Origin of the sequence: Chryseobacterium sp. MIQD13 (assembly GCF_050496705.1) — a bacterium.
GTDB lineage: Bacteria > Bacteroidota > Bacteroidia > Flavobacteriales > Weeksellaceae > Chryseobacterium.
This window is the reverse complement of record NZ_JBNWAF010000003.1, coordinates 565692-579219: the sequence shown is the minus strand read 5'-3', so window position 1 is coordinate 579219 and position 13528 is coordinate 565692. Positions and strand designations below refer to the sequence as shown.

Below are 13528 nucleotides of genomic sequence, written 5' to 3'. Positions count from 1 at the left end.
AATTCATAGAAACTTTTCTACTTTTTTTTAAATATTTCTAATAATGTGTAACGAAGTAAAAACATTTGCTACAAATTAATTGATATATCAATAATTGATTAATCATTTTAATTTAAAATAACAGAACCATGGAGAAATTAAATTCAATCATATTCTACAATATAGACAAAGCGATCAGATCGTACAGAAATTACGCCCAGAGACAGCTCAAAGCCAATGGGTTTACCATTACAATTGATCAATGGCTGATCATCAAGGCTATTCTGGAAAACCCAGGAATTACTCAGAACGAAATTGGAGATCTGGTTTTTAAGGATAATGCTTCAGTGACAAGAATTATTGATCTCATGGTGAAATCGGAATATATTATACGTCATGCACATGCGGAGGACCGCAGAAAAACCAATCTTGAAGTAACGGAATCCGGAAAAAAGATCATCAGAGATGTACAAAAAATTGTAGAAGGCAATAGAAAAAAAGCTTTAAGCAATGTGACCAAAGAAGAGCTGGAAACCATGAACAATGCCCTGCTCAAAATATCAGAAAACTGTATCAATTCTAAAAAATAAACACAATGACCAGATTATTTTTACTCATACTGACCTATACGCTGGTTTTTTTCAGCAGTCTGTTTTCAGCACAGAGTATACAAAATTTTTCACTGTCGGGAAATATCAGCGGACAGAAAACCGAGCAAATGGAAATCAATCTTTTTGATTCCGGAAATGCCTTGGTTAAAACAGAAATTACAGAACAGAATGGCAGATTCATTTTTAATGATCTTAAGGAGGGGAATTACCACTTAAAGATCAGTAAAAATGGTACTGAAGTTTATCAATCAGACAATATCCAGATAGCGGAAAACAAAACGCTCTCTCCTATTGACCTTAGTGTAAAATCCATAGAAGGAGTGACGATCACAAAGACCAAGCCCTATATTGAACGTCAGGAAGGCAAAATGATCCTTAATGTGGAAAACAGCATTGCCAGTACGGGAAATTCTGCTTTTGAGGTATTGGAAAAGGCTCCGGGAGTGAATGTAGACAGCAATGACAATATCAGCCTTCGTGGAAAAGGAAATTTGCTGGTACAAATTGACGGTAAAAATACCCCGATGACGGGATCAGATCTGGCAGCCTATCTGCGCGGAATTCCATCATCAACAGTAGAAAAAATAGAATTCATTACCAATCCATCTTCAAAATATGATGCAGCGGGAACTTCAATCATTAATATCAGGTTAAAGAAAGATCAGCGAAAAGGAACGAACGGAAGTATTTCAACTTCTCTGGGAACCGGAAGATTCATCAAGAACAATAACAGCTTCAGCATTAATCACCGCAATAAAAAAGTGAATGTTTTTGCAAATTACAGTTTTGCCTACAGGGAATTTTACAATCATCTGGTTCTGGACAGGAATTTCTACGAGGGCAATACTTTTGATAAAGCTTATCTGCAGGATAATTTTTTAAAATTCAATTTCAGGAACCATATCGCAAAAACAGGAATGGATTATTACATGAATGATAAAAACGTTTTAGGGTTTTCCGTGGGTTTTGTGAGCAATAAATTTGATCCGAAAGGTGACAATTCCAGTTTAATCCTTGGAAATGATCATCTTCCTGCCGGTAGTTTTACCACTCAGAACCGTTCTCATGACCACTGGAAAAATATTTCCTTCAACCTGAACCATAAATATACAATTGATTCATTGGGTTCAGAGATTACTACAGACTTTGATTTTATTAATTATTCAAATGCTTCATTGCAGAATTTTGAGACGAGGAATTATGAAAAATCGGGAAATCTGAAAAGCCTTGATATTCTACAGGGTGATATTGATGGAAACCTGAATATTTATTCTTTGAAATCTGATCTAACGAAAAATCTGAAAAAAAGCTGGAAACTGGAGACAGGGATCAAAACAAGTTTTGTAAAGGCAGATAATGATCTGAAATTCTTTAATGCAAGCTCCGGTGTTCCGGAATTGGATCTGAATAAAACGAATCATTTTATCTATGAAGAAAACATTAATGCTGCTTATGGAAATGTCTCCAAAAAATGGGAAAAGTTCAGTACCACATTCGGTTTGAGAGTCGAAAATACCAATGTAACCGGAACTCAGCTCACCACCAGTCAGGTAAACAAAAAAAATTATACACAACTGTTTCCAAGTGCCGTTTTCTCTTATGATGTAACAGATAAAAGTAATCTGGAAATCAATTTCAGCCGCAGGATTACAAGACCGAGCTATAATCAGCTGAATCCTTTCAAGTTTTATCTGGATCCCACAACCTACAAAGCCGGAAATCCTGAGCTGAATCCACAGACAACAATGAATTATGAATTAACATACAGCCTGAACAGTAAGTATTTTGCCACATTAAGTTATAGCAAAACAAAAGACAATATTACGGATGTCATCAAGCCTGTTACGGAAAACGGAGAAAATATTACGGTTCAGACCAATGAAAACCTGAATTCCGCATCCTATTTCGGTCTGTACCTGATTGCCCCAGTAAAAGTGACCAAATGGTGGGATATGAACAACAGTGCGAACTTCTACTATGGATCATATACCGGAAATGTGTCGGGAACGCAGATCAATAACAAAGGAAATTTCACATTCAACCTCAACAGTATCAATTCTTTTAAACTGGGGAATGGTTTTACTGCCGAGCTTACCGGAAATTACAGAGCAAGAGAGGTATATGCTTACATGGATGTAAAACCGAACTGGTATCTGAATATCGGAGCTCAGAAGAAGTTTAAAAATAACAGCACGCTGAAGTTTTCTTTCAATGATATTTTCTTTACGAGCAATCCGCAGGCACAGACCACCTTCAATAATTATGTAGAGAATTTCGTGGTAAAAAGAGATTCCCGTGTAGCGACAATTTCTTATACTTACAATTTCGGATCTTCCAAAAACGGACAGCCAAGAAAAACAGGGGGTGCTGATGACCTGAAACAGAGAATCGGAGTATAAAAAAGTATTAACAATTAAGGATAAATAAAATTTAACGATAAAATATAGCACTATGAAAAAACTTAGCATTACCTTATTGGCTATTGCCTCTCTATTTACCTTTGACCAAGTACAGGCTCAAAAATCCGGGCCTAATGCAACATCGGTAACTACTGCAGGGACTGATCAGGGACTGGATATATCCTTCATGGATACATCAGTACGTCCGCAGGATGATTTCTATAACTTCGTCAACGGAAAATGGATGAAAACGGCTAAAATCCCTTCTGACCGCTCGAGATGGGGAAGCTTTGACCAGCTTAGGGAAAGTACGGATAACAACTCTATTTCCATTTTAAATTCGCTTCTGAAAGATAAGTTTGCAGATGGAAGTGAAGGCAAAAAAATTCAGAATCTGTATCTCACCTACATGGATATGGATAAAAGAAATAAGGACGGAATCTCTCCTTTGAAGGAAGATCTTTCTAAAATTGATGCCATTAAAACCGTTGCAGACTTAAACCAGTATCTTACGGCAGCTACAAAACAGGGAGATAATCCTTTTTATGGATGGGGCGTAAGTGCTGATCTTTCAGATTCCAAAATGAATGCAGTGTATCTGGGCGGAGGTTCGTTGGGAATGGGCCGTGATTATTATCAGAAGGTCAATGAAAAGAATACAGAAGCTATCAAAGAATACACAAAATATGTTGCTTCAATGCTGAATGTTCTGGGCTATAAAAATTCTACCGAAGCCGCAGGAAAAATCGTTGACTTCGAAAAGTCTATTGCCAAAACCTTACTGACCAATGAACAGATCCGTGATATCAATCTTCAGAACAATCCGAAGACAATGGCTGAACTTTCTTCTTTGGTTAAAAACGCAGATCTTCCTTCTTATCTTAAAAAAGTTGGAGTACAGACTGACAAAGTGATTATCGGGGAACTTAATTATTACAAAAATCTTGACAGCTTTCTTGTTCCTCAGAATATTAACGTTATCAAAGATTACCTCAAATTCAATCTTTTATCAGGAAATGCTTCTTTCCTGACTCAGCAGCTTGATGAAATGAAATTCAATTTCTACAGTAAATACCTTCGTGGCCAGAAAGAGCAGAGAGCATTGAACAAGAGAGGCTATGAACTGATCAACGGCAGTCTGGGCGAAGCTTTCGGGAAATTATATGTTGAAAAATACTTCCCCGCAGAAGCAAAAGCACAGATGGTTGAACTTATTGATTATCTGAAGAAAAGTTTTGCACAGCACATCAGTAATCTGACATGGATGTCTTCCACCACAAAGGAAAAAGCATTGACGAAGCTTAATAAATTTGCAGTAAAAGTTGCTTATCCGGATAAATGGAAAGATTATTCCAAACTTAATATCCTGTCTGAAACACAAGGCGGAAACCTGTATAATAACCTTCAGAATATTTCTGAATGGAGGTATCAGGAAGCCCTGGACAAAGTGGGAAAATCTGTTGACAAATCCAAATGGGGAATGTCTCCGCAAACGGTGAATGCTTATTACAATCCACAAAACAATGAGATTGTTTTCCCTGCCGCTATTCTGCAGCCTCCGTTCTTTAATCCAAAAGCTGATCCGGCAGTCAATTTCGGAGCTATCGGAGGAGCAATAGGCCACGAAATGACCCACGGTTTTGACGATTCAGGAGCTCAGTTTGATGCAGACGGAAATCTTGTAGACTGGTGGACACCGGAAGATAAAGCCAATTTTGAAAAAGCTACAAAATCCCTTGCAGCACAATATGACAAGTATGAGCCAGTAAAAGGAACTTTTGTGAACGGAACCTTTACCAATGGTGAAAACATTGCAGACCTTGGAGGCGTAAATATAGCCTATGATGCTTTGCAGATGTACCTGAAGGACAAAGGACAAGTTGGAAAGATCAGTGGCTACAGTCAGGATCAGAGATTTTTCCTGAGCTGGGCAACGGTGTGGAGAACACTTTATACGGAAGCAGCTTTAGTTAACCAGATCAAAACAGATGAGCATACACCGGGAATGTATAGAGCGTTTGCACCTTTGGTGAATACGGAAGCATTCTACAAAGCTTTTGATGTAAAAGCCGGAGATAAGCTTTATAAAAAACCTGAGGAAAGAGTGAAAATCTGGTAGGATTATAAATTGTCCATAAACTTATTAAGGGCTCAAAATAAAGCATAATTAAACCAAAGCAGAACATTTTGCTTTGGTTTTTTATTTTAATGAACCTTGAACTATCAGTATAATTTTGAATCAGAGGTTTTTTAAGAATATATCCTTTGGTACTAAAAAAGGCTTCGACTCCGCTCAGCCTGACAAAACAAATTACAAGAACACGTCATACTGAGCACAGTCGAAGTGTTATCTAAAAAAAATAATCGAGACGATGATTCTTTATACTTTATAACAAAAAATCCCTCAAATTGAGGGATTTCATTATATAATAAGATTTAAATCTTAAGCTTCTGCTGAAGGATTTTGATCCACCGCCGGTTTTTCACCTTCCGGTCTTGCATTTTCTTCATTTCTTGCCGGTCTTTCATTTCTTTCAGGTCTTCCCTGTCCTTCCGGTCTTGGTTTTCCTTCCGGTCTCGGAGGTCTTGGTAAAAGAACTTTTCTTGAAAGTTTCATTTTCTTACGGTCATCGTAACCCATGAACTTCACCTCTACTTCATCACCTTCTGCATAAGGAACTTTATCTAAACGTGCCCATTCTATTTCAGAAATGTGAAGAAGTCCTTCAGTACCTTTTGCAATTGCTACGAAAGCTCCGAAATCCATTACTTTCACTACTTTTCCTTTGTAAACTTCACCTACTACAGGAACGAAAGTAATTTCGTTGATCTTGGCAACAGCTGCATTGATTTTCTCTCTGTCTGTTCCTGCAATCTCGATACGTCCGATCTCTCCGATTTCTTCGATAGCGATCACTGTATCTGTATCTTTCTGCATTTGCTGAATGATTTTTCCACCAGGCCCGATTACTGCTCCAATGAAATCTTTGGAGATCTCCATTACTACCATTTTCGGAGCGTGTGGCTTCACATCTGCTCTTGGCTCAGCGATAGTTTCAGTGATTTTATTTAAGATGTGTAATCTTCCGTCTTTAGCCTGCATCAAAGCTTTTTCCATGATGTCCATAGAAAGTCCCTGAATTTTGATATCCATCTGGCAAGCAGTGATACCGTCTGCAGTACCTGTAACTTTAAAGTCCATATCTCCAAGGTGATCCTCATCTCCTAAGATATCAGAAAGTACTGTAAATTTACCTGATTTAGTATCTGTGATAAGACCCATTGCAATCCCCGAAACAGGTTTTGTAATCTGTACACCTGCATCCATTAACGCCAGTGTTCCTGCACAAACTGTTGCCATTGAAGACGAACCGTTTGATTCAAGGATATCGGAAACAATTCTGATCGTATATGGGTTTTCTTCAGGAATAACTGCCTGTAATGCTCTTTGGGCAAGGTTTCCGTGTCCTACTTCTCTTCTTGAAGTTCCTCTTAAAGGTCTTGCTTCACCGGTTGAGAATGGAGGGAAATTATAATGTAAGAAGAATTTTTCGTCATGCTGAGTGATAACGCTGTCCACCATGTTTGCATCTTTTACAGAACCTAGTGTTACAGCAGTAAGAGACTGAGTTTCCCCTCTTGTAAATATGGCAGAACCGTGAGCTCCCGGAAGGTAGTCAATTTCAGACCATATCGGACGGATCGTCTGAGGGTCACGGCCGTCAAGACGGATATTGTCTTCAAGGATCATCTGACGCATTGCTTCTTTCTCTACGTCATGATAGTATACTTTTACGAAAGGTGTTACTCTTTCAAGTTCTTCTGCATCATCTGCATATTGTGCAAGGAATTCTTCAAGGACAGCCTTGAATTTTTCGCCTCTTTCTTCTTTTCCAGATGGAGTTTTTGCTACTTCATATACTTTGTTGTAGCAGTCGTTCCATACTTTTTCACGAATAGCTTCGTCGTGAGTTTCGTGGCTGTATTCTCTTTTTGGGAAAGCTTTTCCTACTTTTTCAGCTAATCTTTCCTGAGCTTCGATCTGTTTTTTGATTTCAGCATGAGCGAAAATGATCGCTTCAAGCATTTCCTGCTCAGAAATCTCCTTCATCTCCCCTTCTACCATTACGATAGAGTCTTTGGTAGCTCCAACCATAATGTCAAGTTCAGAATCTTTCAGTTGTTCATAACTTGGGTTGATTGCTAATTTCCCATCAAATCTTACTACTCTTACTTCAGACATTGGTCCGTTGAAAGGGATATCTGTAATAGCAATTGCAGCAGAAGCTGCCAAACCTGCCAAATCATCAGGAATCGTTTTTCCGTCATAAGAGATTAAAGAAATCATTACCTGAACTTCAGCATGGAAATCCTCAGGGAAAAGCGGACGTAGAACTCTGTCTACCAAACGCATCGTTAAGATTTCCTGATCAGAAGGTCTTGCTTCTCTACGGAAGAAATTTCCTGGAATTTTTCCGCCTGCATAGAATTTTTCTCTGTAATCTACCGTTAATGGTAAGAAATCTACACCAGGGTTTGCTTCTTTATTGGCTACAACAGTTGCTAAAAGCATTGTTCCACCCATTTTTACTACCACAGATCCATCAGCCTGCTTGGCCAATTTCCCCGTTTCAATAGTGATTTCTCTGCCGTCTGCAAGAGTAATCGTTTCTGTAAACGCTTGAGGTACACTCATAAATTTGTCGTCTTAATACTCCGTATTGAGTATGAATTAATATTTAAACTCTTTAAATTTTCGTGTGCAAAGGTAACATATAATAATGAAATATTAAATTTTCAGCCCCGGAAATAGCATTCCGGACCGTAAGATTCCGCCTATATATTTCAACAAAGCTGAACAAATTACTTACAGAATGTTCAGTTTTGTCATCACATTTCATCATTTAAAGCTTTTTTCAAAAAAATTAATCAAAGAATCCGGTCATTTTCGTATTATTGTCTCAAAAAGTGAAAATAATATTTTCTTTCTATTAAAGGCAAATTAGTTGCGAAAAGATGGGTCGCTGCCTTATCTTTGCCCTGCTTCTCAAAATAGATATGCAGCAGACGAAAATAACTGAAAGAGCTTAACAACTCTTTTCAAATAAATAAATGTTTATGAACAGTAAAGAAGTAAAAACACAGAGCAGGAATTACACCATTCCTTTAATCACAATCACCCTGCTCTTTTTTATGTGGGGATTCATCACCTGCATGAATGATATTCTGATCCCTTATCTGAAACAGCTTTTCAAACTTACCTTTTTCGAATCGATGCTGGTACAGTTCTGCTTTTTCGGAGCCTATTTTATCGGTTCACTGATCTATTTCCTGATCTCAATTTCAAAAGGCGATCCAATTAATAAAGCAGGGTATAAAAAAGGAATTATGTTCGGTATCTTTCTCGCAGCTTTTGGCTGTGTTTTATTCTACCCGGCAGCTACTTTTTCTTACTATCCTTTATTTTTGGGTGCTTTATTTATTCTGGGATTGGGCTTTACTGTACTTCAGATTACGGCCAACGCCTATGTTTCATTGCTTGGCAGCGGAGAATCTGCTTCCAGCCGTCTGAATATGACTCAGGCTTTTAATGCATTCGGAACAACGATTGCACCGGTTCTCGGAGGACATTTAATTTTTGAATTCTTTTCAGCTCCGGACGGTTCATTCAGCGCAGTGGCCACCAGAATTCCTTATCTGATTTTTGCAGGCATCCTTTTACTGGTTGCCCTATTAATTTCAAGAGTAAAACTGCCCTCTTTCCAGACTCAGGAAGAAGAGCTTGTAAAAGGCTGGGGAGCTCTTCAGTTCAGCCATCTGAAATTCGGAGTTTTTGCCATGTTCTGCTATGTAGGCGGAGAAGTGGCGGTAGGAAGTTTTATCATCAGCTTTCTTGAGCAGCCTCAGATTATGGGCTTTAATGAAATTATCAGTAAAAATTATCTTTCCCTTTATTGGGGCGGTGCAATGATCGGGCGTTTTCTTGGGGCTATTTCTTTGAATCAGTCATTAAGCCAGGGGAAAAAAGCAATTTATATGTTGGGTGCAGCAGCAGCTGTTTTCCTTGTGATTTTCAGTATTGTAGATTTAAGCTTTTCACAGATCAGCTTTTTCATTGCATTTATAGTCCTCAATTTTATTGCTTTCTTTATCGGTAAAGCAGCTCCGGCAAGGACATTATCCATTTTTGCAGCAGTGAATGTTCTTCTTCTTATCTCTGCAATGGTCAATCAGGGTGAACTGGCCATGTACAGTATTTTAGGAATCGGGATCTTCAATTCCATCATGTTTTCCAATATTTATACACTGGCTATTTCAGGTTTAGGCAAATACACCAGTCAGGGATCGTCTTTGGTTGTCATGGCCATTTTAGGAGGTGCTATCGTTCCTATTTTCCAGGGATACCTTGCAGATCAGCTGGGAGTACAGCATTCGTTTATTGTTCCTGTTTTCTGCTATCTTGTGATTCTGATCTTCGGAGCTTATTGCAGTAAATATTTGGGACATATTAAAAATACAGAAGCCCAATCGGGGCATTAATGTATTTAAAAGCAATATTTTAATTAATGATTTAAAGTGGGACGATTCTAAAACGTCTCACTTTTATTTTTAATCCCCTTTTAAAGTGTAACTTTTATCATAAGTCAGATACTTATCAGATAATCAATATCTTTTGTTATGAAGATTCAGTTACAGCTGGAATATTTTGCTTTTTTATTGCTTGGAATATTTGCTTTTGGGCAGACAGAGCTTTCGTGGTGGTGGTTTGCTGGCCTCTTTCTCGCCCCGGACCTTTCTATGCTCGGGTATGTTTTTAATAATAAGACAGGTGCATTTTTCTACAACCTGTTTCATCATCTCGGTTTGGCTATAATAATCTATCTTGCCGGAACAGCCCTGTCTCTCCCCTATCTTCAGATGGTGGGAGCAATTATGTTTGCACACTCCTCATTTGACAGAATACTGGGCTATGGGCTGAAATACCCGGATAGTTTTCAGAATACACATTTAGGGAAAATCGGAAAGGAAAAAAAGTAAAGGCATAAAAAAAGCAGCTTCTTTCGAAACTGCTTATCTTGACAATCTTTGTAGATTATTTTCTTAAACCTAGTTCAGCAATAATTGCTCTATATCTTGCGATATCTTTGTTTTTAAGGTAATCTAGTAAACTTTTTCTCTTACCTACCAATTTCACTAGAGATCTCTCTGTGTTGAAATCGTGACGGTTAGCTTTTAAGTGCTGAGATAAGTGGTTGATTCTGAAAGTGAAAAGAGCGATTTGTCCTTCAGCACTTCCTGTGTCCTGTGCAGATTTTCCATGTTTTGAGAAAATTTCCTGCTTTTTTTCTGTTGTTAAGTACATTCCAATATTGTTTAATGATTATTATGTAACGGGTGCAAAATTACAACTATTTTTTAATTCAGCAAACATTATTGATTTCATATATCAAATTTGATAGAAAAAAATGTTAAAAATTTCTTAATAATTTGCATGTCATCCGGCGAAAAGGCAGTAATTTTGCATACGAATTACACAATGAGAAAAATTATATTCTTTACAGCTGTCAGCACTTTTTTACTGGTCGGTGTTATTTCGGTGAAAGCACAGAAAAATGCCGATAGCAAGACGAAAAAGATTTTATACTTCAATCCCGAGGTAGATCCTGATATTGAGGAAATTAAAGAGCCTACCAATCTCGCTTTCTTCAGCGCCGTTTCCGATAATTTCAGCGGAAGAAAGAATAAAATGCTCAGAGCCGAAGTTCAAATTCCCTTTGATAATATTGAAAAACAAACCATTACGGATTACTGTATCAATAATGATGCTGATTTTGCTGTTGTTCCCAAAGTAAGATATTTCAAAGTAGGAATCGGCAAATATGTATTTTCCAACCAGGTTGTAGTGAGTATGAAGCTTTTTGATGCAGCAGGAAACCTGATTACGGAGGCAGATTATGATACTTACCGGAAAAATATACGTCTTCTGGGCTCCACAGTAAACTCAATTAAAATAGGGACTGATGGTGCGATAAAGGATATTCTGAAAAAACTCAGAAAACTGAAATCTTCAACCGGAGCAGAGTTATAATGATGAATGGTCATTTTGCTTTGCAAATCAATAGTTAAGACTGATAAAGTCCACAATTGGCAATTCACTGTTCATTACATAATCCCCGTTTTTTTTAACTTTAAACTGTCACTTCTGCTGCACAGGTCAATGTCAATTGGGCTGTTAATTAATAAATCTTTTTTCCCCTGGTAATTCATTTATTTTATTCAGATAAATCCGTATATAAGGATATTATTTTTCTCAAATTCAAGGCTATTTAGCATTTTTTAATATTGAATTATTTATTTCACAAAACCAAACACACTACCAAACACATTGATTATCAGATTTTTATTTTCATAACATAGTGAATAATTAAATATTTTTTATTATTTTGGTTCTACAAATTAAAACTTATACAATATGAAAAATTTAAAAAAGCTCAGTAGAGAAAAACAAAAGCAAGTCAATGGAGGAATAATCAAGCAATGCATCAGCCATGATCAGTGCTTTATCGGATGGTGCTGTAACTATATGTGTGTAGATTACATGTGTCCTGAGGTTTAATTAATCTGTATGAATCCAAATTTAATTAATATGAAAAAATCAAATCTAAAAAAGCTCAGCAGAAAAGAACAAAAAACAATCAAAGGAAGTGGGATTGTCAGAAAATGCAGCACTTCATCACAATGCTGGCCAGGTGAATGCTGTGACGGCGGAAGTTGTATTGCTTCACCATATCCTATGTGTGAACCTCTCGAATAATATAAGTACTTTATAAATAAAGTTTTTCCAGTTTTCAGTTCTACAAATTAAAACTATACAATATGAAAAATTTAAAAAAACTTAACAGAGAGCAGCAAAGACAGATTAATGGCGGAGTCTATTATGGCCAATGTGGCCCGACAAGACCATGTTCTGTCGGATGGTGCTGTAATGGGACATGTTCACCATTCAAATGCTTAGAGCCTGACCAACTATAGGGATTTTATGAATTAAAATTTAATTTTTGAACATCTGCTCCGGCGGGTGTTTTTTTTATTTCCAAAAAGATATTCTGATGTATTTTAATCTTTAATTAATCCTTAATTTTACCGCTTTCCTTTACAGTCTTAATTTTTTGGGTTATTTTTGCATATCCAAAAATTTCACGTTTTGAATTCCAGAGACGAACTTATCTTTAATCCTGCCGATATTGCCGAAACTCTTAGCAACCTTCATGCTGATGAGAGGCTTCTGGCATTTTTAAAAGTTCCGAAAGAATACAAAGCAGAAGTCTTCTCCCATCTTGATCCTGATTTTCAAGAGGATACCATCAGAAGTATCGGAAGTGAGGAAGTATCGGAGATCCTGAACGGAATGACACCGGATGACAGGACTTCCCTTTTTGAAGACTTCCCGGATGAACTGATTAAATATTCCATCAATCATCTTAATCCACAGGAAAGAAGGATTGCCCTGAAACTTTTAGGGTACGATTCAGATTCCATTGCGCGTCTGATGACCCCTTATTATATTCAGATCCGTAAGGAATGGACAGTGAAAAGATGTCTACAGCAAATCAAAAAGGTAGGAAAAAGAGTGGAAACCATGAACCACCTTTATGTAGTAGATGAAAGAAACCGCCTGATTGACGATATAGCCCTGGGAAGCTTACTTTTGGCTGAAGAAGATACATTGATATCAGATATAACTGACAATCACTTTGTTGCAATAACCACAACCACTTCAAAAGAAGATGCAGTAACCTATTTTGAAAAATACGACAGAACTGCCCTTCCCATCATTACTGAAGCAGGTGTTCTTGTAGGTATTGTAACCATTGATGACATTCTTGATCAGATTGAGCAGCAGAATACCGAAGATATTCAGAAATTCGGGGGTCTTGAAGCATTGGATGATCCATATACGCAGACTTCCCTGATGGAGATGATCAAAAAAAGAGGAACATGGCTGATCATTCTTTTCTTTTCGGAAATGCTGACCGCTTCTGCAATGGGTTATTTTGAGGATGAAATCCAGAAAGCAGTTGTACTTGCTTTATTCGTTCCATTGATTATTTCCAGTGGAGGAAACTCTGGTTCTCAGGCTGCAACCCTTATTATCAGGGCGATGGCTCTTCAGGAAATCGGACTTAAAGACTGGTGGTATGTCATGAGGAAAGAAATCTTCACCGGGCTGGCTCTTGGAGGTATTCTCGGTATTATTGGCTTTTTAAGAATCCTGATATGGCATAAAATAGGACTCTTCAATTATGGAATATACTGGCCTTATGTAGGCTTAAGTGTCGCTGTTTCTCTTGTTCTGATTGTTCTCTGGGGAACACTTTCAGGCTCTATGGTTCCTTTTATTCTGAAAAAAATGAATCTTGACCCGGCTACTTCTTCTGCCCCTTTTGTAGCAACCCTTGTAGACGTTACCGGTCTTATTATTTATTTTTCCGTTGCCGGACTTTTCCTGACAGGAAAACTTTTGTAATTTAGGCAGAC

12 protein-coding genes are annotated in these 13528 nt (G+C 37.5%); 10 read left to right on the top strand and 2 right to left on the bottom strand.

What is annotated here, in order from left to right; all coding sequences use genetic code 11:
* Positions 1-128: 128 nt before the first annotated feature.
* Genes ACQWU4_RS15015 through ACQWU4_RS15005 form a run of 3 tightly spaced genes read left to right on the top strand, consistent with a single transcriptional unit; the run spans position 129 to position 5108 of the window.
* Positions 129-569 carry a MarR family winged helix-turn-helix transcriptional regulator gene (locus tag ACQWU4_RS15015; RefSeq protein ID WP_429936557.1) on the top strand — a complete coding sequence of 147 codons (441 nt, stop codon included), beginning with the start codon at positions 129-131 and terminating at the stop codon, positions 567-569.
* Between the two features lie 5 nt (positions 570-574).
* Positions 575-2989 carry a TonB-dependent receptor domain-containing protein gene (locus tag ACQWU4_RS15010; protein WP_429936556.1) on the top strand — a complete coding sequence of 805 codons (2415 nt, stop codon included), beginning with the start codon at positions 575-577 and terminating at the stop codon, positions 2987-2989.
* Between the two features lie 52 nt (positions 2990-3041).
* Entirely contained in the window at positions 3042-5108 is a 2067-nt protein-coding gene (locus ACQWU4_RS15005; protein ID WP_429936555.1) for a M13 family metallopeptidase, read from the top strand.
* A gap of 324 nt (positions 5109-5432) precedes the next feature.
* On the opposite strand, the gene ACQWU4_RS15000 is transcribed toward ACQWU4_RS15005, so the two are convergent.
* Positions 5433-7685, bottom strand: a complete 2253-nt coding sequence (locus tag ACQWU4_RS15000; protein WP_429936554.1) for a polyribonucleotide nucleotidyltransferase — start codon at positions 7683-7685, stop codon at positions 5433-5435.
* 422 nt (positions 7686-8107) lie between these two features.
* On the opposite strand from ACQWU4_RS15000, the gene ACQWU4_RS14995 reads away from it, so the two are divergent.
* Both ACQWU4_RS14995 and ACQWU4_RS14990 read left to right on the top strand, forming a co-directional pair.
* A complete protein-coding gene (locus ACQWU4_RS14995; protein ID WP_429936553.1) occupies positions 8108-9529 on the top strand; it encodes a sugar MFS transporter in 1422 nt (473 codons plus the stop codon).
* 138 nt (positions 9530-9667) lie between these two features.
* The gene (locus ACQWU4_RS14990; RefSeq protein WP_429936552.1) at positions 9668-10027 is read left to right on the top strand and encodes a DUF4260 domain-containing protein; all 360 of its coding nucleotides are present in this window, start codon (positions 9668-9670) and stop codon (positions 10025-10027) included.
* Between the two features lie 55 nt (positions 10028-10082).
* Here ACQWU4_RS14990 and rpsO read toward each other — a convergent pair whose 3' ends face one another.
* Complete coding sequence (gene rpsO / locus ACQWU4_RS14985; protein ID WP_048509788.1) at positions 10083-10352, bottom strand: 30S ribosomal protein S15; 270 nt, start codon at positions 10350-10352, stop codon at positions 10083-10085.
* 174 nt (positions 10353-10526) lie between these two features.
* Here rpsO and ACQWU4_RS14980 point away from each other — a divergent pair, with 174 nt between their 5' ends.
* The 5 genes from ACQWU4_RS14980 (at position 10527) to mgtE (ending at position 13517) form a co-directional block, all read left to right on the top strand.
* Positions 10527-11078 (top strand): pyruvate decarboxylase, encoded by a 552-nt coding sequence (locus tag ACQWU4_RS14980; RefSeq protein ID WP_429936551.1) that lies wholly within the window; start codon positions 10527-10529, stop codon positions 11076-11078.
* 384 nt (positions 11079-11462) lie between these two features.
* Complete coding sequence (locus tag ACQWU4_RS14975) at positions 11463-11606, top strand: bacteriocin-like protein (protein WP_429936550.1); 144 nt, start codon at positions 11463-11465, stop codon at positions 11604-11606.
* Positions 11607-11615: 9 nt separating this feature from the next.
* Positions 11616-11804, top strand: a complete 189-nt coding sequence (locus ACQWU4_RS14970; RefSeq protein WP_429936549.1) for a bacteriocin-like protein — start codon at positions 11616-11618, stop codon at positions 11802-11804.
* A 62-nt stretch (positions 11805-11866) separates the two neighbouring features.
* The gene (locus ACQWU4_RS14965; RefSeq protein ID WP_429936548.1) at positions 11867-12022 is read left to right on the top strand and encodes a bacteriocin-like protein; all 156 of its coding nucleotides are present in this window, start codon (positions 11867-11869) and stop codon (positions 12020-12022) included.
* Positions 12023-12194: 172 nt separating this feature from the next.
* Positions 12195-13517, top strand: a complete 1323-nt coding sequence (mgtE, locus tag ACQWU4_RS14960) for a magnesium transporter (RefSeq protein WP_429936547.1) — start codon at positions 12195-12197, stop codon at positions 13515-13517.
* Positions 13518-13528 lie beyond the last annotated feature (11 nt).

Coding starts and splice junctions, on each gene's coding strand:
- ACQWU4_RS15015 (WP_429936557.1), top strand. CDS start 129: ATGGAGAAATTAAATTCAATCATATTCTACAATATAGACAAAGCGATC.
- ACQWU4_RS15010 (WP_429936556.1), top strand. CDS start 575: ATGACCAGATTATTTTTACTCATACTGACCTATACGCTGGTTTTTTTC.
- ACQWU4_RS15005 (WP_429936555.1), top strand. CDS start 3,042: ATGAAAAAACTTAGCATTACCTTATTGGCTATTGCCTCTCTATTTACC.
- ACQWU4_RS15000 (WP_429936554.1), bottom strand. CDS start 7,685: ATGAGTGTACCTCAAGCGTTTACAGAAACGATTACTCTTGCAGACGGC.
- ACQWU4_RS14995 (WP_429936553.1), top strand. CDS start 8,108: ATGAACAGTAAAGAAGTAAAAACACAGAGCAGGAATTACACCATTCCT.
- ACQWU4_RS14990 (WP_429936552.1), top strand. CDS start 9,668: ATGAAGATTCAGTTACAGCTGGAATATTTTGCTTTTTTATTGCTTGGA.
- rpsO (WP_048509788.1), bottom strand. CDS start 10,352: ATGTACTTAACAACAGAAAAAAAGCAGGAAATTTTCTCAAAACATGGA.
- ACQWU4_RS14980 (WP_429936551.1), top strand. CDS start 10,527: ATGAGAAAAATTATATTCTTTACAGCTGTCAGCACTTTTTTACTGGTC.
- ACQWU4_RS14975 (WP_429936550.1), top strand. CDS start 11,463: ATGAAAAATTTAAAAAAGCTCAGTAGAGAAAAACAAAAGCAAGTCAAT.
- ACQWU4_RS14970 (WP_429936549.1), top strand. CDS start 11,616: ATGAATCCAAATTTAATTAATATGAAAAAATCAAATCTAAAAAAGCTC.
- ACQWU4_RS14965 (WP_429936548.1), top strand. CDS start 11,867: ATGAAAAATTTAAAAAAACTTAACAGAGAGCAGCAAAGACAGATTAAT.